A 21,931-nucleotide genomic window follows, 5' to 3' on the forward strand; every position below is an offset into this window, starting at 1 on the left:
TGCCACCACAAAGATAGCACCAAGCCAAGCCAAACAAGGGACTCTGCCATCATGTCGCCACACGTCGCCTCCGAGGCCAGGGACTTCCTCGCTCAGCACCCCGAGATCGACGCCATCGACCTGCTGATCAGCGATCTCAACGGCGTGCTGCGCGGCAAGCGGGTCTCTCCCGAGAATCTGGAGAAGGCCTATACCCAGGGTATCAACCTGCCCGCCTCGGTCTACGCCCTGGATATCCTCGGCAATACCATCGAGGAGACCGGCCTGGGCCTCGACAGCGGCGACGCCGATAGAGTGTGCCGGCCGCTTCCTGGCACGCTGATGCCCACCCCCTGGCGACGCCAGGGCCGCCAGGCCCAGTTGCTGATGCATATGCAGGAGCCCGACGGTAGCGGCTTCTTCGCCGAGCCGCGCCAGCTGCTCGGCCGCCAGCTCGAGCGCCTCACGGCGCGTGGCCTGACCCCGGTGGTCGCCGTGGAGATGGAGTTCTACCTGGTGGACCGCCAGCGCGACGCCAGCGGCACGATCCAGCCGCCCTGCTCACCGGCGACCGGCGAGCGCGCCAGCCAGAGCCAGCTCTATTCGGTCAGCGAGCTCGACGAGTATGCGGACTTCCTCGGCGAGGTGCAGAGCGCGGCCGACATCCAGAGGCTGCCGCTGGATACCATGCTCAAGGAGTGTGCCCCGGGGCAATTCGAGATCACCCTGAAGCACGGCGCGGACGTGCTGGCCGCCTGCGACGCGGCGGTACTGCTCAAGCGGCTGATCAAGGGGGTAGCGCAGAACCATGGCTTCGAGGCCACCTTCATGGCCAAGCCCTACGGCCTCGAGGCGGGCAACGGCACCCACGTGCATATCAGCCTGCTGAACGAGGACGGCGACAACGTCTTCGCCGCCACCGACGGTGACTCCCTGGGCACTCCCAGCCTGCATCACGCGGCGGCCGGCCTGCTGGCGTTGATGCCGGCCAGCGTGGCGCTGTTCGCTCCGAACCTCAACTCCTTCCGCCGCTTCCAGCCGGGACTCTACGTGCCCATGGCGCCCACCTGGGGCTTCGACAATCGCTCGGTGGCGGTGCGCATCCCGTCGGGGCCCAACGCCGCCCGGCGGCTCGAGCACCGGGTGGCCGGCGCCGATGCCAACCCCTACCTGCTGCTGGCGGCCCTGCTGGCGGGCATCGACTACGGCCTCTCCAGGGAACTGACCCCGCCGCCGCCGATCACCGGCAACGCCTATGCCCAGGTCGAGCCAAGCCTGACCAATAGCTGGTGTCAGGCGCTCGACCTGCTGGAGGCAAGCGAGCCGCTGCGCGCGGCCCTGGGAGACGACTTCCTGACGGTCTTCCTGGCCAATCGACGTGCCGAACGCGATCTCGCCATGCAGCACGTCAGCCGTCTGGAGACCGACTGGTACCTGCGCCAGGTCTAGGCGCCTGCCGGACTCCAGGCTGCCTCACGGCGAGGGCCGGTCACATCCGACAGGCTTCAGGGCGCGAACACCACAGGCTCACACCTCGGTGGACTCGCCCTCCCGAACCTCGGGCTCGGCCTGCCACTGTACCTCGCCATCGATCACCGGTAGGCGCTCGGCCTGGGGAGCGGTATCGAGGCGTCGCGACTGCTCCTCGCCGTCAAGGCGGTAGGTGACGTCGTAGCCCTGGGTCTCCTCATGTTCCTCCATGACCGTGCGGCACTGCTCCTCGGTCACCACTCGCTCGCGGGTCTCGTAGCGCGTCTCGTAACGGGTCTCGTACTGGACCTGCGGCTGTGCCTGGGCATGCTGGCGGGCCTCGACGCGCTCCTGCACCTCGCGCCCGGCCAGGGCACCGCCGATGGCACCGGCCACGGTGGCGAGCTTCTTGCCACTGCCACCACCGATCTGGTTGCCCAGCAGGCCACCGACGACGGCACCGGCAGCACCACCGACGATACGGTGGGGATCCCGGCTGGCCGCCGGGCCACTCGGGGCCGGCGCCTCCACCGGAACCTGAACCGGCACCTCGACCGGCACCTCCTCGCTCACGACCCGCTCCACGTCCTCGCAGACCTCGCGGGGCCGCTCCACGGTACGGGTCACGGGCTGCACGGCCAGGATCTCGGCGTACTCCGGCCCGCGTGGCTGCTGTACCTGCCAGGCACCGAAGGCCAGCCCACCCAGGCCCAGCACGGCCAGCGCCGCACCGACGACTATCGACTTGCTCATCTGTCACCTCCTGAAGAGAGTGGAAAACCACTCGCTGAAACACCATCGGGCTCCAGGCGTGAGTGACCATGACTACTTGGGGCGATGAGAGGGGCAGCGCAATCCGGCGCCACCCGATGAAACCCAGTATAGGATGATGCGCCTTGTCGAGGGCCCGGTGGAGATGACTTCCACAGACTCTCCCTGGCCGTCGCCGCCTGGCGACAGCCAGGTCGGCAGAGACAGTCGCGGCGATCAGGCCAGGGGCTCGCCGGCGGAGGTGACAGCTCCGCCTTCCGGCTCGGCCACTGCGGCCCGCCGCGCCGCGAGCCCCCAACGCCTATCCAGCCAACGGCGGGCAGCTTCGACTCGATTGAAGGTGTAGACGTGCAGACCGACAAAACCGCCAAGGGGATCGCCGAGCCGCGGGGCCAGCTGTTCGAGCAAGCCATCGGGGTAATAGGGAGAGGGCCGCAGCAGTCGTGACATCCAGCCCGACCGGCGACGCAAGGCACGCACCGAGGGTCCCAACCCCAGACGCAGGGCGATGGCCAGCAGCCGCCTGGGCTCCATTACCCCGGGGATCCCGGCAACCACCGGCAGCGTCATGCCGAGCCGTCGCTGCCGCTCTCGCCAGGCCAGCAGCGGCTGCGCCTCGAAGCACAGCTGGGTCACGGCGTAGTCGGCCAGCGCTGCCTTGGCCTCCAGGTCGCACTGCAGCGCCGTCGCCTCGATGCGGTGATGCCCCTCCGGATAGGCCGGCACACCGAGCCGCGCCGGGCGCAGTTCACACCCAGCCAGGGCCTCGAGCAGCGCCCGACCGTGGGGAAAGGCTCCCACCGGCTGCTCGGTATCGCCGCCCACCACGAAGGCATCGTCGATCCCCAACTGCGCCAGGTGCTCCAGCAGTCGCTCGAGATGAGCGCGATCCTGGATCAGTCGAGCAGCGAGATGCGGCACCACGTGGAAGCCCTCCCCGACCAGCCACTCGCTGGCCTCCAGGGTCCGCTCCAGGCCATGGCGCGGCGAGCAGGTCACGCTGACCACGGCACCCTCGGGAAGGGCGCGGGCCGCCTCCTGCATGCCGGCAATGGGCAGCAGTTCGAAGCGAGTTGCCGTCATCGTTCTCACCCCTTGGGAATCGCCTTGGCGGGGTCGTGGAAGGGCTTCTCCACCACCCTGGCCTCCTGCAGGCCGGTATTGGCCTCGATGCGCAGCGCCGTGCCCAGCTCGGCGTACTCGATCGGCACCATGGCGTAGCCGATGTTGCGCTCCTGGCGCGGCGAGCGGGTGGCCGAAGTCACCTTACCGATAGGCGCGCCCCCCGCATCGAACACCGGGAAGAGGTCGATCATCGCGCCATCGGTAAAGTAGCCGACGCTGGGGCCGTCGATCTCCACCCCCACCAGCTTGCGCGACACCCCCTCGGCCTTGATGTGCTCCAGGGCGGCGCGGCCGATGAAGTCGTCGTCGCCGCGCAGGTCCACCATCCAGTCGTAGCCCATGCCCACCTCGAAGGGGTTGGTGTCGTACCAGATGTCGCAGCCGAAGGCGAGGATGCCGCCCTCGATGCGGCGGATATGGCAGGGGCCGATCACCTGCATGCCGTGGGGCCGGCCGGCCTCGAAGACCCGCTGCCAGAGCGCCTCGCCGAAGCGACTGGCCTCACGCAGGTAGATCTCGTAGCCGATCTCCCCGGAGTAGCCGGTACGCGAGATCACCACCGACATGCCGTCGAGGTCGGCCTCCATCAGGTGGTAGTAGGGTATGCCCAGCACCGCCTCGCCGAACAGGTCCACCATCACCGCCTTGGCCTTCGGCCCCTGGACCTGCACCGGCGCCACGTCCACCTCCTTGATGGTCACGTCGAGCCCGGCATTGACGGCGAGCCCCTGACACCACAACAGGATGTCGCTGTCGGCGAGCGACAGCCAGAAGCGGTTCTCCTCGATGCGCAGCAGCACCGGGTCGTTGAGGATGCCGCCATCGGGGGCCGTGACGAAGACGTACTTGCACTGCCCCACCTGGCAGTGGCGCATGTCCCGGGGAACCAGCCGCTGGACGAAGGCGAAGGCGTCGGGCCCGCTGATCTCGATCTGGCGCTCGACGCCGACGTCCCACAGGGTCACGCCCTGCACCAAGGCCCAGTACTCGTCCACCGGGTCGGTGTAGAGGCGCGGGTGGTAGTGATGGTTGTAGACGCTGTACTTGCGTACCCCGTGTCGCCGCGAGGCGTAGAAGAACGGTGACTTGCGGATGCGCGGATAGAGCAGGATTTCTGGCGCCGACGGAGTGTTCTGCGTGCTCTGGATGTTCTCGATGGCCTGAGTCATGACCGCCTTCCTCCACTGTCGCTTTACCGGGGACCGACACCCGCCGGCCGCCCTTGCCTTCGACACTAGCGCCTGGACCGAGCGGCCATCTCGCTATGGGCGTCGAGCTCTTAGCCGTGGGCGACAGGCCGCGGATGACCCTGTCGCCGCCAGGCAAGGGGGCGTCGCCGCGGGACAGCGTAATTCGTGAGACCTGCCTTATGCTGCGGGAAACCCTCGACGTGAGGAGCACGATCATGGCGGCACTCCCCTCGCAGGCAGACGCGGTGATCATCGGCCTGGGCGGCATCGTCGGCGCCTCGGTGGCCCATCACCTGATCGAGCAGGGCTGGACCAACCTGGTGGGGCTCGAGACGTCCGCCCTGCCTTCGGACATCGGCTCCACCGCCCACGCCTCCGATTTCTGCTTCATGACCTCCCATGATCGGCTCTCCTGCTATACCACCACCTACAGCCGGCGCTTCTACGAGGCGATGGGGCACTACCACAGGGTCGGCGGCCTGGAGATCGCCCGGGTCGGCGACGAGGCGCGGCTCGCCGAACTGCAGCGCAAGGTCGCCTCGGGCAAGGCCTTCGGCACCAAAGTGTGCATGGTCGACGCCGACGAGGTGGTGGCGCGCTTCCCGCTGCTGGACCGTGACCGGGTGCTGGGTGGCATGTGGGACCCCGACGCCGGCCTGGTGATCCCGCGCTCCCAGCGGGTGGCCGGCGAACTGATCGAGCGCGCCGTGGCAAGCGGCCACCTGCGCGCCTTCGCCGAGACCCCGGCACTGGATATCGATGTGCGGGACGGCCGGGTCTGTGGGGTCGAGACGCCCAGGGGCTACGTCGCCACCCCGCGGGTGATCATCACCTCGGGCATCTGGGGCCCGATCCCCGCCGCCATGGGCGGTGCGACCCTGCCGCTGATGCCGGTGGAGCATCCGCTGCTGCTTTTCGGCCCCTTCGAGACCTTCGCCGGCAGCGGCAAGGAGATCGGCTACCCACTGCTGCGCGACCAGGGCAACTCCGCCTACCTGCGCGATACCGGCGACCCGACCAGCACCGAGGGGGGCCTGCTGGAGTGGGGCTACTACGAGCAGCGCGAGCCGCGGCTGGTGGCCCCTCACGCCATCCTCCCGCGCGACCGGGCACGCCTCTCGCCCTCCATGCGCGACCTGGAGCTGGACCAGGTGGCAGAGGCCTTCGAGCGGGCTATCGAGCTCACGCCGATGCTCGGTGAACTGGGCTGGGACGAGAAGCACTCCTTCAACGGCCTGCTCTCGGTCACCTCGGACGGCGGTTCGCTGGTGGGCGAGTCGCCGGAGACCCGCGGCCTGTGGTTCTGCGAGGCGGTCTGGGTCAAGGACGGCCCCGGCATGGGCAAGCTGCTCGCTGACTGGCTGACCCATGGCCGCGCCGAACCCGACCCTTGCGGCATCGATATCGCGCGCTTCTACCCGGTGCAGAAGACACCCCACCATGTCGAAGGACGCTGTCGGGAGATTGCGCGGAAGATCTACGACCCGCCGGTGCACCCCCGCGAGCCCTTCGAGAGCGGGCGGGACCTGCGCCGCGGCCCCTTCTGGCCCCGCGAGAGGGAGCTCGGCGGTCACTTCATGGAGGCCGCCGGCTGGGAGCGCGCCCACGGCTATGCCGCCAACGAAGCGCTGCTGGAGCGCTACGGCGAGCGGGTGCCCGAGCGTCCGGCCGAGTGGGACGCTCGCCACTTCTGGCGGGTCTCCAATGCCGAGCACCTGGCGCTGTCCGACGACGTGGGCATGATCAACCTCTCCCACTTCGCCATCTACGACATCTCGGGCCGCGATGCCGAGGCGCTGCTGGAGTGGCTCTCGGTGGCCAAGATCGGCGGCGACACCCCCATCGGCAAGGGAGTCTATACCCACTTCCTGGATGCCGCCGGCGGCGTCCACTCGGACCTCACCATCGTGCGCCTGGCCACGAACGCCTGGCGGGTGATCTGCGGCGGCGACACCGGTCACCGCGACCTGATGTGGATCACCCGCCGCGCCGAGGCGGCCGGGCTGACCCGCTGGCAGCTGGAGGATCGCAGCGACGCTCTGGCCACCCTGGGCCTGTGGGGCCCCAACGCCCGGCGCACCCTGCAGACCCTGGCGGATGATCCCGAGGGCCTGGAGGACGCTCGTTTCCCCTTCGCCACCGCCCGTGAGATTCGCATCCAGGGGCTACCGGTGTGGGCCTTTCGCATCTCCTACGTGGGCGAGCAGGGCTGGGAGCTCTATGTGCCCTTCAGCTTCGGCCTGGCGCTCTGGGACCGTCTGTTCGACGCCGGCGTGACGCCAGTGGGCATCGAGACCTACGCCAACAGCCGCCGCCTGGAGAAGAGCCTGCGGCTGCAGAACGTCGACCTGCTCACCGACTACAACCTTTACGAGGCGGGTCTGGCACGGCCCAGGGTCAAGGCCGCGGAGTTCCACGGCAAGGCCGCCTACCTGGAACAGCGCGACCGGCCCTGCCAGCCGGCCACGCTGTGCACCCTGGTGATGGAGGCACACCACGACGACGCCGGCACCCCTCGCTTCCCGGTCGGCCAGTCACCGCTGCTCGACCCCCAAAGCGGCGAGGTGCCGGTGGACGCCCTGGGCCGGCGCTCCTATGTGACCAGCATCGCCTTTGGGCCCTCGCTCGGGCGCAACATCGCCCTGGCCTACCTGCCCGTTGGCTATGCCGAGGAGGGGCGACCCCTGCTGCTGGAGTACTTCGCCGAGCACTACCCGATGCGGGTGGCGGCCGTGGGCTACCGGGCCCTCTATGACGCGGAGAACGCCCGGCCGCGAGGCTGAGGCCTCAGGCTCGAGGCAGCCGGTCGTCGGCGTTTTCCAGCTCGGCTTGCCGCTGCTGCCGGTGCTTGCGCTCGCCGCTGGGCGAGTGGCCGAAGTGGTCGTGGTAGCACTTGGTGAAGTGGGGCGGCGAGACGAAACCGCAGGCAAGGGCCACCTCGGTGATCGGCATCCGCGTCTGCTGCAGCAGCAGCCGCGCCCGGGCCAGGCGCAGCTCCAGGTAGTACTTGAGCGGCGGGCAGCCCACGTAGCGCTGGAAGAGGCGCTCCAGCTGGCGCCGCGACAGGCCGGCATAGCGGGCCAGCTCGTCCAGGGCCAATGGCTCCTGGAGGTTGGCCTCCATCAGCGTGGCCACCTCCTCCAGCTTGGGATGGCTGTGACCCAGGCGCACCCGCAGCGGGCTGCGCTGACGATCGCCCACGCCGCGGATCCGCTCGTGGATGAACTCCTCGGCGATCGCCTCGGCCAGTGCCAGCCCCTGCTGGCGACCGATCAGGTTGAGCATCATGTCCAGAGGGGCGATACCGCCCGAGCAGGTGTAGCGGTCGCGATCCATGACGAACAGCCGGGAGGTGAAGGTTACCTCGGGGAAGCGTCGCGCCTCGTGAAGGCTGCCGATATGCTCCCAGTGCAGGGTGCAGCGATAGCCGTCGAGCAGCCCCGCCCGGGCCAGCACATAGCCTCCGGTGCATACGGCACCCAGGGGGATGTGCCGTTCGGCCAGGCGCCGGAGCCAGGTGAGCGTCGCGCGATCGCAGTGCGACTGCACGTCCACCCCACCGCACACCAGCAACAGGTCCAGTTGCGGCATGGGCTCCAGTGCCTGGTCCACCGCCGTGGGAAGGCCACTGCTCGCCGTCACCGCGGTGCCATCGCGACTCACCAGGTGCCAGGTATAGAGGGGGCGCTCGGCCAGATGGTTGGCCATGCGCAATGGCTCCAGTGCCGAGGAGAAGGCGAGTTGCGAGAATCCTGTCAGTAGCAGGAAGCCGATGTCATAGTGACCCTTGGCCGATACGGGAGCATCCATCACGCCTCCTGATCATCGCCAGCGCACGACCGCGGCGAGGTTGTCATCAGGCATAGCCCATCCCTTCGGCTTTCGGCAAGAGCAGAGGCACAGGAGGTATGTCGTTGCGCCCAAGGCCGCGGACGTCGGCAGGCAAGAGTATCGCGCGAGGCGCACGATACTGAACGCAACACGAGCACGACTCGCCGCTGCCCAGGAGAAGAGAGCGATGGCCCCACAAGCGAGCGAACCGGCGGCCGCCCCGTCGGCAAACAACCTGAGCATCGCCCGTGCGGCGAGACTCTGGCCCATCGAGGAGATCGCCCATCGCCTGGGCCTGCCCGGCGAGGCGGTGGAGCCCTATGGCCGCGGCATCGCCAAGCTCGACCTGACGGCCATGGCGAGCCTGGCCGAACGTCCTCGGGGACGCTACGTGGTGGTGACCTCGATGACCCCCACCCCGCCCGGGGAGGGCAAGACCACCACCGCCATCGGCCTGGTGCAGGGGCTCCAGCGCCTCGGCCACATCGCCACGGTGGCCCTGCGCCAGCCCTCCATGGGCCCGACGCTGGGGCTCAAGGGCGGTGCCACCGGCGGAGGCTATAGCCAGGTACTGCCCATGGAGCGCATCAATCTGCACCTCACCGGCGACATCCACGCGGTGGGAGCGGCCCATAACCTGCTGGCGGCTATGGTGGACAATCACCTTCACCATCGCCTGGCCCCCGAGCTGGATTCCCGCGAGGTACGCTGGCAGCGTGTCATCGACCTCAACGACCGCGCTTTGCGGCATCTGGTGATGGGCCTCGGCGGACGCAGCGACGGGGTCCCCCGCCAGGGCGGCTTCGAGATCACCGCCGCTTCGGAGGTGATGGCGATACTGGCGCTGGCCGACTCCCTGGCCGACCTGCGCCGCCGCCTGGGCCGGCTGATCGTGGGACTGGACCACGACGGCGAGCCGGTCACCGCCGAACAGATCGGCGCCGCCGGTGCCATGACGGTGCTGCTCAAGGAGGCGCTCAAACCCAACCTGCTGCAGACCCTGGAGCACGCCCCGGCGCTGATCCATGCCGGCCCCTTCGGCAACATCGCCCACGGCAACTCCTCGATCGTCGCCGACCGCATCGGCCTTCACGCCGGCGACTTCCTGATCACCGAGGCGGGTTTCGGTGCCGACATGGGCGCCGAGCGCTTCTTCAACATCAAGTGCCGGGCCTCGGGCCTCGTCCCGGATGCCGCGGTGCTGGTGGTCACGGTACGCGCCCTGAAGTACCACAGCGGCCGCCACCGTGTGATGCCCGGCCAGCCACTGCCCGCCTCGCTGCTCGGGGAATCCCCGGACGAGGTCCGGGAGGGTGGCGCCAACCTGCTCAAACAGATCGACAACGTGCGCGCCCACGGCCTCACCCCCGTGGTGGCGATCAATGCCTTCCCCGGAGACCACCCGAGCGAGCATGCCGCCGTCCGCGAGCTGTGCGCCTCGGTGGGGGTGCGCGCCGAAGTCTCCACTCATGTGCGTGACGGCGGCGAGGGTGCCATGGCCCTGGCAGAGGCGCTGATCGCGGCGATCGACGAGGCCGACACCACCGGCAACGGCTTCCACTTCCTCTACCCCGCCGAGATGGCGCTGGCGGAGAAGATCGAGCGCATCGCCACGCGCCTCTACGGCGCCGAGGGGGTCGACTTCGCCCCCGGCACACGCGATCGACTGGAGACCTGGCAGCGCCAGGGCTACGGAGCCTATCCGGCGTGCATCGCCAAGACACATATGTCGCTGTCGGCCGACCCGAAACGGCTCGGCGCCCCGACCGGCTGGCGGCTGCCGGTGCGCGAGGTGCGCCTTTCCGCCGGGGCGGGCTTCGTCTACGCCCTGGCCGGAAACATCCTCACCATGCCGGGATTCAGTGCCTCACCCGCCGCCACACGGCTCGATATCGATGACCGGGGAGAGATCACGGGACTCACCTGACATCCGCGGTAGGCGACGAACGCCTGGCGTTGACTCCCCCGGCAAATGACACCCATACCGGGCATCGGTCACAGGCAGCGGTGGAACAGTGTCTTGAGGTTCTCCACGGTCAGGGTCACCGGGTTTCCGCCACAGCTGGGGTCCTGGATCGCCATGGCAGCCAGGTCGTCGAGGCGATCCGGGGTGACCCCGACCTCGGAGAGGGTCCGCGGGATGCCCAGCCGATCATTGAGCTCCTGCGCGAAGGTCCGGAAGCCATCGAAGCCACCCTCGATACCCAGATAACCGGCCGCCATGTCGAACCGCTCGCGAATCATGTCGGCATTGAACTCGAGCACCGCCGGCATGCAGATCGCATTGGTGGTGCCATGGTGGGTGTTGAAAACGGCACCTATCGGGTGACTCATCGCGTGGATAGCCCCCAGCCCCTTCTGGAACGCCGTGGACCCCATGAGTGCCGCACTCATCATGTGCGCCCGCGCTTCCAGGTCGGTGCCGTCGGCATAGGCGCGCGGCAGGTACTCCTTGACCAGGCGCATGCCCTCCAGCGCGATGCCCTGACTCATCGGGTGATAATGCGGGCTGGAGAACGCCTCGACGCAGTGGGCGAAGGCATCCAGCCCGGTCCCGGCGGTGATCGGCCGGGGCATGCCGACCGTCAGTTCGGGATCACACAGCACCACCCTGGGCAGTACCCTGGGATGGAAGATGATCTTCTTCTCATGGGTGCGGGAGTTGGTGATGACGCTGGCTCGGCCGACCTCCGAACCGGTCCCGGCGGTGGTGGGCACCGCCACGATGGGGGCAATCGTCTCGGCATCTGCGCGCTTCCACCAGTCACCGATATCCTCGAAATCCCACACCGGACGCGTCTGGCCGGACATGAATGCCACCATCTTGCCCAGGTCCAGCCCCGAGCCCCCGCCGAACGCGACCACCCCGTCATGGCCGCCGGCCCGGAAGGCCTCGACCCCTGCCGCCAGATTCTGTTCGTTCGGATTGGGATCCACCTCGGCAAACAGGCTGCGGCCGAGGCCCGCTGCCTCGAGGATATCCAGCGCTGTCCGGGTGATCGGCAGGTCCGCCAGGCCACGGTCGGTGACCAGCAGCGGTCGGTTCATGCCCGCCTCGGCACAGGCCTCTGGTAGCTCCTTGATCCGCCCCGCACCGAAGCGGATAGCGGTGGGATAGGTCCAGTTTCCGGTCAGCATCATGTCGTCACCTTCTTGATCATGTTTTTGTTTTCTTTAAATAGTAGGACTTCGGCCTGGTCAGATTGTGGTAGCCGATCACCGACAGGCCACCGCCGCGCCCCGTGTCCTTGCAGCCGGTCCAGCACAGGCCCGGGTCCAGGTAGTCGGCGCGATTCATGAACACGGTACCTGTCTCGACGCGGTCGCCCACGCGCTGGGCCCGCTCGATATCTGCGGTCCACAGGCTGGCCGTCAGGCCGAACCGGCTGTCATTCATCAGCCGGATCGCCTCTTCATCGTCCGCCACCGGCATGATGCCGACCACCGGCCCGAAGCTCTCGTCACGCATCACGCGCATCTCATGGGTCACCCGGGTGAGGATCTGCGGCGTCAGGTAGGCGCCCCCATCATCCTCGGCCTTGCGGGCAATATGCGCCGTCGCACCAGCCGCCAGGGCCTCGTCGATCTGGGCACGTACCTCCCGGGCAAAGCGGATATTCGCCATCGGACCGATATCGGTATCGGCGGCCAGGGGGTTGCCCAGCTTGTAGCCCTCGACGATCGCAACCGCCTTGTCGACGAAGGCCTCGAAGAGGCTCTCGTGCACATAGATGCGCTCGATCCCGCAGCAGCACTGCCCCGAGTTGAACATCGCCCCGTCGATCAGGGTAGCGACCGCGGCATCGAGGTCGGCATCCTCCATGACATAGCCCGGATCCTTGCCGCCCAGTTCCAGGCCCAGCCCGGTGAAGGTGCCGGCAGCCGCCGTCTCCATGGCGCGCCCCCCGCCTACCGAGCCGGTGAAGTTGACGAAGTCGAAGGCCCGCTCGGCGATCAATGCCGAGGTGGTGGCGTGATCCAGGAAGACGTTCTGGAACACCTCCTCGGGCACCCCGACCGAGTGGAAGGCACGCGCCAGCCGCTCGCCGACCAGCAGGGTCTGGGTGGCATGCTTGAGCAATACCGTATTCCCCGCGATCAGGGCCGGGGCCAGCGTATTGATCGCCGTCATGTAGGGGTAATTCCAGGGGGCCACCACCAGCACCACACCGTGGGGAATGCGCTTGATGAAGCGCTTGACCGTGGCATCCTCGCCCACCGCGATATCGGCCAGCGCCTCCTCGGCGATGGCCGCCATATGGGCACCACGCTCCTCGAAGCCAGCGAACTCGCCACCATAGCGAACAGGGCGGCCCATCATGTGCGCCAACTCCGGCACCACCTCGTCGTTCATGGCACCCACGGCGGCGATGCCCGCTCGCACCAGCTCGATCCTTTCCTGGATCGGGCGGGCCGCCCAGCTCGCCTGGGCCGAGCGCGCCCGTGCGGCGGCCTGTTGCGCAGCCGCAAGCGACAGGGCTTCACGCTCGGCGTAGACCGACCCGTCGATCGGCGAGATGCATGTCAGGATATGACCCATCGTCTTCTCCAGTCTGTGGAAAGTGCGCCTCCCCTGCTCCCGTGCGCAGGGTCCCGGCCAACCTGGCGCTCGGTCACGAGCGCTCGAAGCCCCGTGCCACCTCGTAATCGGTCACCACCCGGTCGAAGTCCTCGAGCTCCACCTCGGCGGCACGGACGTAGTGGTCGACCACCGCATCCCCCATGGCCTCGCGCAGCATGGAAGACCCCTTCAGCGCGTGCATGGCATCGCGCAGGTTCTGCGGGATCAGACCCGTCTCTCCCTCATAGGTGTCCCCCTTGGCGGGCGGGGGAAGTTCGAGCCTCTCCTCGATGCCCTGGATGCCGGCGGCGAGCTGCCCCGCCATGGCCAGATAGGGGTTCAGGTCCGAGCCGCCGATGCGGCACTCGATGCGCACCGCCCGCGTGTTGTCGGCGCAGAGGCGAAACCCGGCGGTGCGGTTGTCGACCGACCAGACCGTTCGCGTAGGAGCGAAGGAGCCCTTCTGGAAACGCTTGTAGCTGTTGATATAGGGGGCCAGGAAGTAGGTATAGTCGGGCGCGTATTTCAGCAGGCCGGCCAGGTAGTGCTTCATCAGCGCCGACATGCCATGGGCATCGTCTGCGTCGAAGAAGGCAGGGGCGTCTCCCTGCCACAGTGACTGATGGATATGGGTGGAGCTGCCCGAATGGCCGTGGTGCCACTTGGGCATGAAGGTCACCGCCCTGCCCTGCTGCCAGGCGATCTCCTTGGTCGCATGCTTGGCGATGGTGTGATAGTCCGCCGTATCGAGCGCCTTCGCATAGCGGATATTGAGCTCCCCCTGGCCGGAACCGGCCTCGCCCTTGGTGCCTTCCACCGGTATGCCAGCCGCGTAGAGATGGTTGCGCAGGGGACGCAACACATGCTCTTCCTTGGTGGTCTGGAAGATATGGTAGTCCTCGTTATAGCCGCTGATCGGCTCGATATCGCGAAACCCGTTCCTGCGGATCTCGTCGAGGCTCTCCGCGAACAGGAAGAACTCGAGCTCGGTGGCCATGACCGCATCGAAGCCCAGCGCCTCCAGCCGTGCGAGCTGGCGCTTGAGGATGGTACGCGGGGCATGGGGCACCGGGTCGTGAGTGTGATGATCCAGCACATCGCACAGCACCATGGCCGTGCCTTCCAGCCATGGCACAGGCCGCAGCGTGGTGAGATCCGGTTTCATGATGTAGTCGCCGTAGCCGGCACTCCAGGAGGTGCTGGCATAGCCATCCGGCGTTTCCATCTCGAGATCGGTGGCCAGCAGGTAGTTGCAGCAATGGGTCTCGCCCCACCCCTCCTCCACGAAGTGACGCGCATGGAGCCGCTTGCCCATCAGGCGCCCCTGCATGTCGACGATGCAGACGAGCACCGTGTCCACCTCACCGCTTCCCACCTTGGCCTTCAGCTTCTCAAGGGCATCCAAAGCCAGCGCGTTGGTCATTGCCGACGCTCCTCATCGCATCCAGAAATCAATGCCTGCCCACATCAGGGCGGCGCCTTGCCAAGTAGAGATGCCCCGGCGCCGCCGGGGCATGTGACCCGATCAGGCATCGGTGTAGCGGTAGGGCCGCCCGGCCTTGCGCATATCGGCGTTGTACTGCTTGAAGATCTCGACCACCCTGGCCTTGGTCTCCGACTCCGCCGCGATCTCATCCCAGAATTCCTGGGCGGCGGCTTCCACCTGATCCCACTCGGCATCGGGAATCGAGGTGAGCTCCAGCTTGTCGCCATGGACACGCAGCTTGGCCTCGCCGCCCCAGTACCAGTGCTGGCGGTAATAGTGGGACTGTTCGCAACACACCTCGAACAGCAGGCGCAGGTCTTCCGGGAGCTCGTTCCAGCGCTCCATGTTGACGAAGAAGTGCCCGATCCAGGCACCCGAGATGTTGTTGGTCAGGAAGTAGTTGGTGACGTCGGCCCAGCCCACCGTATAGTCCTCGGTGATGCCGGACCAGGCGATGCCATCCAGCTCGCCGGTCTGCACGGCCACCTCGATGTCCTCCCAGGGCAGGGTCACCGGCACCACGCCGAACTGCGACAGGAAGCGTCCCGCGGTGGGGAAGGTAAAGATGCGCTTGCCCTCCAGATCCTTGAGGCTGCGGATCGGCTCCTTGGTGGCGAAATGGCAGGGATCCCAGGCACCTGCGCTGACATGCTTGACACCGACCTTGGCGTACTCCTCCTCCCAGATCTCCTTCAGCCCATACTGGTTGAAGAGCACCGGCACATCGAGGCTGTACCGTGACCCGAAGGGGAAGTAGCCACCGAAGACGGTGACCTCGGTGGGGGATGCCATGGAGTCGTCGTCCGATTGCACGGCATCGATGGTGCCGCGCTGCATCGCACGGAAGAGCTCACCCGTCGGTACCAGCTGGTCGGCATAGTAGAGCTCGATCTGCATGCGGTCCCCGGCGATCCGGTTGAACAGGTCGATGGCCGGCTTGGCGACATGCTCCGCCAGGGCGGCACCGGCATAGGTCTGCATGCGCCACTTGATGGTGGGCTCGGAGGAAGACTGGGCCATGACCCGTGAGGCCAACGGCGCGATGGCGGCACCGGCCGCTGCATTGATCAGAAACTTGCGTCTTGTTGTCATTTTCTCGCTCTCCTGGTGTTAACTACCGGATGTGACACGTTGTCGGCCCCTGGTGAGGCTCTTGTTGTTGGTTCCTGCCATGGTCAGCTCCCATAGATATAGCCCGGAAGCCAGAGTGCAATCTGCGGAAAGACCATCACCAGGCTGAGGGCGACCGTCATCACCAAGACGAAGGGGAGGATCGACCGATAGATATCGCGCAGCCCGATCTCGGGCGGCGCCATGGCACGCATCAGGAACAGGTTGTAGCCGAACGGCGGCGTCATGTAGGCGATCTGGGTGGTGATCGTGTAGAGCACCCCGTACCAGATCAGGTCGAAGCCGAGCGCATCGACCAGCGGGACATAGAGCGGCGCCACGATCACCAGCATGGCGGTATCGTCGAGGAAGGTCCCCATCACGATGAAGCTGAGCTGCATCAGGATCAGGATCATCCAGGGCGACAGCCCCAGGCGCTCGGTGAAGAGGTCCTCGATGGCCTTGACCGCGCCCAGCCCGTCGAAGATGGCGCCGAAGGCGAGCGCGGCCAGGATGATCCACATGAACATGCAGGTGATGGCCAGGGTCTGGCGCACCGATACCTCGAACACCCTACGGGTCATCCGCCCCTTGAGCGTTGCCGCCAGCAGCGCAGTCACCGCCCCCACGGCGGAACTCTCGACCAGTGATGTCCAGCCCTTGACGAAGGGCACCATCATCACGGCAAAGATGACCAGCGGCAGCAGGCCCGCCCTCAGCAGGCGCAGTTTCTCGGCCAGCGATATATCGCGCTCCTCGACAGGCAGGACCGGGCCCAGGGAGGGCTGCAGGCGGCAGCGGACATAGATATAGATGATGAACAGCGTCGCCATCATCAGCCCCGGCAGCACCCCGGCAAGCCACAGCTGCCCGACGGGCTGGCGCGCGATCATCGCGTACAGCACCAGCACCACCGAGGGCGGCACGAGAATCCCGAGACTGGAGCCCGCCTGGATGACGCCGGTCACCATGATCTTGTCGTAGCCCCGCCGCAGCAGTTCGGGCAAGGCGATCGTGGCACCGATCGCCATCCCGGCCACCGACAGGCCGTTCATGGCCGAGATGAGCACCATGAGTCCTATCGTCCCGATGGCAAGGCCTCCCCTGACCGGCCCCATCCAGACATGGAACATGCGGTAGAGGTCATCGGCGATGCGACTCTCCGAGAGCACATAGCCCATGAAGATGAACATCGGAAGGGTCAGCAGCGGATACCATTTCATCAGCTTCATCGCCGATGAAAACGGGATATCGACCCCGCCCGTGCCCCACAGCAGGACACCGGCCAGTGCACCGACGAAACCAATGGCGCCGAACACACGCTGGCCGGTAAACAGCATCAGCATCATGGCGCTGAACATCACGATGGCGATCATCTCGTACGGCATCAGTCGAGCACCCCGCGCAGACGGCCGATATCCTTGAAGAACTCGGCGAGGGACTGAAGGATCATCAGGAACACGCCGAGACATAGTATTGTCTTGATCGGCCAGAGCCAGGGTCGCCAGGCCGTGGGGCTGCGTTCCAGGAAGCCGAGCTTCTCTCCCGCCGCCGACGGGCCCTCGGTGAAGAAGGTAGCGATGAGGGACAGGAAGAAGTCGAACGGCTCGCTGCCGAAGTAGCCGAGCGAATAGGCCGTCGACACCAAGCCGCCATAGAGCAGCACGCCGAGATAGAAGATCAGGAAGAAGACCGTGATGGCATCGACCCAGGCCTTGGTCTTCGGGCTCCAGTCGCCATAGAAGAGGTCCATGCGCACATTCGAACCCATCTGGATCGAGTAGGGCCCCCCCAGCACGAAATAGGCCACCATGACAAATTGCGCAGTTTCCAGCGTCCACGCCGAGGGCGTCATGAACACCTTAGAGGTCGATGACCAGAGCAGTACCGCCATCAGGACGAAGATCAGGTACATCGCCATTCGACCGATGACACGGTTCATGGCGTCGATGGCACCGATATAGATCAGGATGGCCCTAGGCATCTTGCTGACCCTCCCGAGCCACCGACGCGATCCCCAAGGTGTCCAGCGCGGGCAGGATCAACTGCGACAGCTCCCGAGCCAGGGTGTCCTCCCCTTCCGGCGTGGCCAGCAGGTCATTGCGAATCTCGATCATCACATTCGCCAGCCCGTTGTCGATGCCATGCCGCTTCAGTGAATGGGTGACCCCATCCTCGGGTCCATAGGGGGCATTACGCTGAATCTTTCGATGCGGCAGGAGGTGGGATAGCGCCAGCATCGCATCGGCCATTCGCCGGTCGACATCATGCAGGATGCCGATCTCGACCGTGCGGGCCTGACCGTGAAAGCTCGGCGTGAAGCTATGGATAGTGATCAGCACCGTCGGGGCACGGCGCGACGCACGCTCGGCGATCACCCGAGCCACGGCGTCGCAGAACGGACGATAGACCGCCTCGACCCGGGCCAAGCGCTCATCTGCCGTCAGCTGGTGATTGCCCGGCACGTCGATGACTTCCACGCGCTCGGGCATCGCGCTTTCCGCCTCGGGAGGACGGTTGCAGTCGTAGACCAGCCTGGAGATCCGGCTGGCTACCAGCGGCGAATCCAGCATCGCCGACAGCGTCACGGCCACGGCCCTAGCACCGGGATCCCATGCCGCGTGACTGCAACGATGCTCGGGCTTCAGACCCAGGTCATGGTATCGCTCGGGGATTTGATGAGACGCATGTTCGCACAGGATCACGGCGGGGCCGCTGCCCTGACGGTTATGGATCTCGACACTCGGGGATGACGACTCGATTGCGCTGGACATCAGGACTCCTCCACGGTCCTGTAAAGATATAGACGTCGAAAAGTCGGGGTGTCAATATTTATTCAATCACCGTTTCAACGTCGATCCGCCCGTGTAATCGGGTAACCGATGCCTACCAGGAAGGACGCGTTATGAAGGACTCGTCATGACGACCGCCAACTCCCCCCCCACCGTGCGAGAGCTGATCCGCCAGCATTACCCAGCGCTCACGCAAGCGGAACGCAAGTTTGCCAACGCCCTGCTCGACAACTATCCAGCGGCCGGCCTGGCCTCCATCACCATCGTGGCTGGCAACGTGGGCGTCTCCTCTCCAACGGTGGCAAGGATGGTCAAGAAGCTGGGGTTCAAGGGCTACCCGGAGTTTCACCGGGCGCTTCTGGGCGAGCTGGAGGCAACGGGGGTCGGCCCTACCCAGAGGCGCGCCAACTGGTCATCCGAAGCCCCCGAGACCCATCTGCTCAACCGCTTCGCCCAGGCGGTCACGGGCAACATCCAGCAGACCTTCGCGCATATCGAGACGGAGCGGTTCGACCGGGCCACCGCTCAACTGGCCGATGCCGACCGGCGGCTCTACATCGTCGGCGGACGCATCACCCAGGCGCTCGCCGACTACGCCTTCACGCACTTCCAGGCGGTGCGCCCTCGCGTGACCCATATGACCTCGTCTTCCGGCACCTGGCCACACTACGTACTGGACATGGAGCCGGGTGAGACCCTGCTGATCTTCGATATCCGCCGTTACGAGACCAACCTGCTGCGGCTCACGGAGATGGTGCGTAAGCGTGACGTGCGCGTCGTGCTGTTCACCGACCAGTGGGGCTCCCCCATCTCCTCGCTGGCCGACTTCACCTTCAACTGCTGGGTCGAGATTCCCTCGGGATGGGATTCCAGCGTGGCGACCATGATGCTGCTGGAGACCATGATCGCCGCGGTGCAGGAGCAGCGCTGGCCGGAAGCCCGTGATCGCTATGAGCGACTGGATGAGCTGTTCGACATGACGAGCCTGTTCCGAAAGTTCAGCTGATCAACCGCCCCCGCCTCCCGCGCCGGTCATTGTCCCGGCATCGGTAAGGGGGGGAACGGTGCTTATATCCCCAACCTGTCGCGGGTCTGGTAATACCAGGCGCCGACGGCCGAGAGCGGCACCCGCAGCAGGCGCCCCCCCGGGAATGGCAACTGTGGCAGCCCGGCGAAGGCATCGAAGCGCTCCCCCTGGCCGTGCATCACCTCGGCGATCAGCTTGCCGGCGAGATGGGTGCAAGTGACGCCGTGGCCGGAATAGCCCTGGGCGTAGTAGACATTGCCGTTGACCACCCCGAACTGCGGCAGACGGTTCAGGGTCATCAAGAAGGTGCCGCTCCAGGCGTAGTCGACCTTGACGTCGGCGAGTTCGGGAAAGGTCTTGAGCATCTTGGGACGGATCACCGCCGTGATGTCCGCCGGGTCACTGCCGCCGTAGTTGACCCCACCGCCGTAGAGCAGGCGGTTGTCGCGGGTCAGGCGGTAGTAGTCGAGCAGGTAGTTGCAGTCCTCCACCGCCAGGCCATTGGGAATCAGCTGACGGGCCCGCTCCTCGCCCAGCGGCTCGGTGGTGATGATCTGGGTGCCGCAGGGCATCGACCTGCCCTCGATCTCCGGCAGCACCCCCTTGAGGTAGGCGTTGCCCGCCATCACCACCCGCTCGGCGCGTACCCAGCCATTGGCGGTGCTCACCACCACGGGCTCGCCATGCGCAAGGCCGGTCACCGGCGAGTATTCGAAGATACGCCCGCCGAGCGACTCCAGGGCGGCGGCCTGACCCAGCACCAGGTTGAGCGGGTGCAGGTGGCCGCCGCCGTGATCCACCAGGGCGCCAGTGTAGCGGTCGGAATTTACCTCGCGCTTGAGTGCCTCGCCTTCCAGCAGTTCGAGCTCGCGGTAGCCATAGCGCTCCCAGAGCGCCTGGTGCTCGCGCAGCCCCTCGAGCTGCTTTTGATTGCAGGCGGCGAAGAGGTTGCCGTCCCTGAGATCGCAGTCGATGGCATAGCGCTCGACGCGCTCGCGGATGATGCGGTTGCCCTCGAAGGCCATGTCGCCCAGGGCACGGGCGGTCTCGGCACCGTACTTGGCCTCGATCACGTCCATGTCGCGGCTGTAGCTGTTGACGATCTGGCCGCCATTGCGCCCGGAGGCGCCGTAGCCGACCCGCACGGCCTCCAGCACCACCACCGAGAGGCCCCGCTCCGCCAGGTGCAGGGCGGCGGAGATGCCGGTGAAGCCGGCGCCCACCACGCAGACATCACACTCGACCTCGCCCTCGAGGGCGGGGCGCTCGGAAGCAGGGTTGGCGGTGGCGGCGTACCAGGACGCGGCGTGATCGGGCTCGAACGAGACGGACATGAGACCCCCCATTGGAAATTTTATTCAACACCTATTCGCCATATTACCGACCTCGTCAGGAAAATGGCAAACATAACGGCACTATATATTCACCAAAAAAAAGACGCCGCCGGAGGTGCCCCCGGCGGCGTGATGGCGAGCGCGGCCAACCTCAGCGGCTGCGCGCCTCGTTCCACAGCTCCTGGAGCAGCTCCAGCTGCTCGCCACTCACCGAGGGGGTGAAATGCAAGTGCTCGCGGGCGGCCTCGTCGGGCATCACCGGCGGTTCGCGCAGGGCATCGTTGACCAGCGACAGGGCCGCCTCGTTGGGCGTGGTATAGAAGTTGTAGTTGGCCAGTCGGGCGGCCACCTCGGGACGCAGCAGGTACTCGATAAAGGCCTGCGCCGCCTCGGGGTTCGGGGCGCGCGCCGGGATCGCCAGCACGTCGACCCAGCGCTGGGATCCCTCCTCGGGGATGAAGAAACCCAGCTTGCCGTAGGTCTCGGGATCCTCGGCACGCTTGCCGGCGAGGTCACCGTTGTAGGCGACGCCGGCGTGAATCACCCCGTTGGCCACCTGTTCGATGGCCGCCGTGGCATCCACGAAGCCGACGAAGTTGTCTCGGCCGCGGGTCTCGATGACCTGCCTGGCCGCCGCTACCCAGGGCTCCTGCCCCACGCAGTCGAAGCCGGCCCCCTGGAAGGCGCAGGCGGTGCCGAAGGTGAACTGGGCGTCACCCTTGAGCAGCGCGAAGGGGTAGTCGCCGTTGACCTCGGGATCATAGAGCAGGCCCCAGCTCGGTGCCGGGTCGGGCCAGGTCTCGGTGTTGTAGACGATACCGGTGGCGCCCCACAGGTAGGGCACGGTATAGGCGCCCTCGGGGTCATAGCTGGGTGCGCGGAACTCGTCGAGGATATTGTCGTGCCCTTCCAGCGCCTCGCCCTCGGCGGCCAGGGGACGCACCAGCCCGGCGTCGATCAGCCGCGGCACAAAGTAGTCCGAGGGCACGATCAGGTCGTACTGGGCGTCGCCCCCGGCGGTGAGCTTGGAGAACAGTTCGGCGTTGGAGTTGTAGTAGTTCTGTACCACCTCCAGGCCACTCTCCTCCTCGAAGTCCTCGATGATGGCCGGATCCATGTAGTCCGACCAGTTGAATAGCCGCAGCTTGCCGTCGTCGGCGGCCGCGGCCACGCTCAGCGTGAGCAGGCCCAGTCCGGCGAGCGGCGCCCAGCGTCTTGGTGTCATCGGCATCGTCTTTCTCCCTGTTGCGGATCA

General features: G+C 66.6%; 17 protein-coding genes. 4 read left to right on the plus strand and 13 right to left on the minus strand.

What is annotated here, in order from left to right:
* The first annotated feature begins 51 nt into the window (after positions 1 to 51).
* Complete coding sequence (locus ACJ7IV_RS10455) at positions 52 to 1,428, plus strand: glutamine synthetase family protein (RefSeq protein ID WP_483864329.1); 1,377 nt, start codon at positions 52 to 54, stop codon at positions 1,426 to 1,428.
* Positions 1,429 to 1,506: 78 nt separating this feature from the next.
* On the opposite strand, the gene ACJ7IV_RS10460 is transcribed toward ACJ7IV_RS10455, so the two are convergent.
* From ACJ7IV_RS10460 to ACJ7IV_RS10470, 3 genes are all read right to left on the minus strand, one after another.
* Positions 1,507 to 2,202 carry a glycine zipper 2TM domain-containing protein gene (locus ACJ7IV_RS10460; protein ID WP_483864330.1) on the minus strand — a complete coding sequence of 232 codons (696 nt, stop codon included), beginning with the start codon at positions 2,200 to 2,202 and terminating at the stop codon, positions 1,507 to 1,509.
* 234 nt (positions 2,203 to 2,436) lie between these two features.
* On the minus strand, positions 2,437 to 3,303 hold the full coding sequence (locus tag ACJ7IV_RS10465) for a methylenetetrahydrofolate reductase (RefSeq protein ID WP_483864331.1): 867 nt from the start codon (positions 3,301 to 3,303) through the stop codon (positions 2,437 to 2,439).
* Between the two features lie 5 nt (positions 3,304 to 3,308).
* Entirely contained in the window at positions 3,309 to 4,514 is a 1,206-nt protein-coding gene (locus tag ACJ7IV_RS10470; protein WP_483864332.1) for a glycine cleavage T C-terminal barrel domain-containing protein, read from the minus strand.
* Positions 4,515 to 4,750: 236 nt separating this feature from the next.
* Between ACJ7IV_RS10470 and ACJ7IV_RS10475 the strand changes: the two genes are divergently transcribed.
* Positions 4,751 to 7,318, plus strand: coding sequence for a GcvT family protein (locus tag ACJ7IV_RS10475; protein ID WP_483864333.1), 2,568 nt, complete (start codon positions 4,751 to 4,753; stop codon positions 7,316 to 7,318).
* Positions 7,319 to 7,322: 4 nt separating this feature from the next.
* Here ACJ7IV_RS10475 and ACJ7IV_RS10480 read toward each other — a convergent pair whose 3' ends face one another.
* Complete coding sequence (locus ACJ7IV_RS10480; protein WP_483864334.1) at positions 7,323 to 8,345, minus strand: GlxA family transcriptional regulator; 1,023 nt, start codon at positions 8,343 to 8,345, stop codon at positions 7,323 to 7,325.
* A 208-nt stretch (positions 8,346 to 8,553) separates the two neighbouring features.
* Between ACJ7IV_RS10480 and ACJ7IV_RS10485 the strand changes: the two genes are divergently transcribed.
* Positions 8,554 to 10,293 carry a formate--tetrahydrofolate ligase gene (locus ACJ7IV_RS10485; RefSeq protein ID WP_483864335.1) on the plus strand — a complete coding sequence of 580 codons (1,740 nt, stop codon included), beginning with the start codon at positions 8,554 to 8,556 and terminating at the stop codon, positions 10,291 to 10,293.
* A 68-nt stretch (positions 10,294 to 10,361) separates the two neighbouring features.
* On the opposite strand, the gene ACJ7IV_RS10490 is transcribed toward ACJ7IV_RS10485, so the two are convergent.
* The 7 genes from ACJ7IV_RS10490 to ACJ7IV_RS10520 all read right to left on the minus strand — a co-directional run bounded on the left by ACJ7IV_RS10490 (position 10,362) and on the right by ACJ7IV_RS10520 (position 18,297).
* Positions 10,362 to 11,507, minus strand: a complete 1,146-nt coding sequence (locus ACJ7IV_RS10490; protein ID WP_483864336.1) for an iron-containing alcohol dehydrogenase — start codon at positions 11,505 to 11,507, stop codon at positions 10,362 to 10,364.
* Positions 11,508 to 11,523: 16 nt separating this feature from the next.
* Entirely contained in the window at positions 11,524 to 12,906 is a 1,383-nt protein-coding gene (locus ACJ7IV_RS10495) for an aldehyde dehydrogenase family protein (RefSeq protein ID WP_483864337.1), read from the minus strand.
* Positions 12,907 to 12,979: 73 nt separating this feature from the next.
* Positions 12,980 to 14,350: a glutamine synthetase family protein gene (locus ACJ7IV_RS10500; RefSeq protein WP_483864338.1), complete on the minus strand. Its 1,371-nt coding sequence runs from the start codon at positions 14,348 to 14,350 to the stop codon at positions 12,980 to 12,982.
* A 102-nt stretch (positions 14,351 to 14,452) separates the two neighbouring features.
* On the minus strand, positions 14,453 to 15,505 hold the full coding sequence (locus ACJ7IV_RS10505; protein WP_213313032.1) for a TRAP transporter substrate-binding protein: 1,053 nt from the start codon (positions 15,503 to 15,505) through the stop codon (positions 14,453 to 14,455).
* A gap of 83 nt (positions 15,506 to 15,588) precedes the next feature.
* On the minus strand, positions 15,589 to 16,911 hold the full coding sequence (locus tag ACJ7IV_RS10510; RefSeq protein WP_483864339.1) for a TRAP transporter large permease: 1,323 nt from the start codon (positions 16,909 to 16,911) through the stop codon (positions 15,589 to 15,591).
* On the minus strand, positions 16,911 to 17,507 hold the full coding sequence (locus ACJ7IV_RS10515) for a TRAP transporter small permease subunit (RefSeq protein ID WP_483864340.1): 597 nt from the start codon (positions 17,505 to 17,507) through the stop codon (positions 16,911 to 16,913). The genes ACJ7IV_RS10510 and ACJ7IV_RS10515 overlap by 1 nt, the downstream gene beginning before the upstream one ends.
* The gene (locus ACJ7IV_RS10520) at positions 17,500 to 18,297 is read right to left on the minus strand and encodes an N-formylglutamate amidohydrolase (RefSeq protein WP_483864341.1); all 798 of its coding nucleotides are present in this window, start codon (positions 18,295 to 18,297) and stop codon (positions 17,500 to 17,502) included. The genes ACJ7IV_RS10515 and ACJ7IV_RS10520 overlap by 8 nt, the downstream gene beginning before the upstream one ends.
* 145 nt (positions 18,298 to 18,442) lie before the next feature.
* Here ACJ7IV_RS10520 and ACJ7IV_RS10525 point away from each other — a divergent pair, with 145 nt between their 5' ends.
* On the plus strand, positions 18,443 to 19,321 hold the full coding sequence (locus ACJ7IV_RS10525; protein ID WP_232911012.1) for a MurR/RpiR family transcriptional regulator: 879 nt from the start codon (positions 18,443 to 18,445) through the stop codon (positions 19,319 to 19,321).
* A 62-nt stretch (positions 19,322 to 19,383) separates the two neighbouring features.
* On the opposite strand, the gene ACJ7IV_RS10530 is transcribed toward ACJ7IV_RS10525, so the two are convergent.
* Positions 19,384 to 20,676: an NAD(P)/FAD-dependent oxidoreductase gene (locus ACJ7IV_RS10530; protein ID WP_483864342.1), complete on the minus strand. Its 1,293-nt coding sequence runs from the start codon at positions 20,674 to 20,676 to the stop codon at positions 19,384 to 19,386.
* A gap of 151 nt (positions 20,677 to 20,827) precedes the next feature.
* A complete protein-coding gene (locus ACJ7IV_RS10535) occupies positions 20,828 to 21,907 on the minus strand; it encodes an ABC transporter substrate-binding protein (protein WP_483864343.1) in 1,080 nt (359 codons plus the stop codon).
* Positions 21,908 to 21,931 lie beyond the last annotated feature (24 nt).

The organism is Halomonas sp. C10-5 (genome assembly GCF_057169305.1).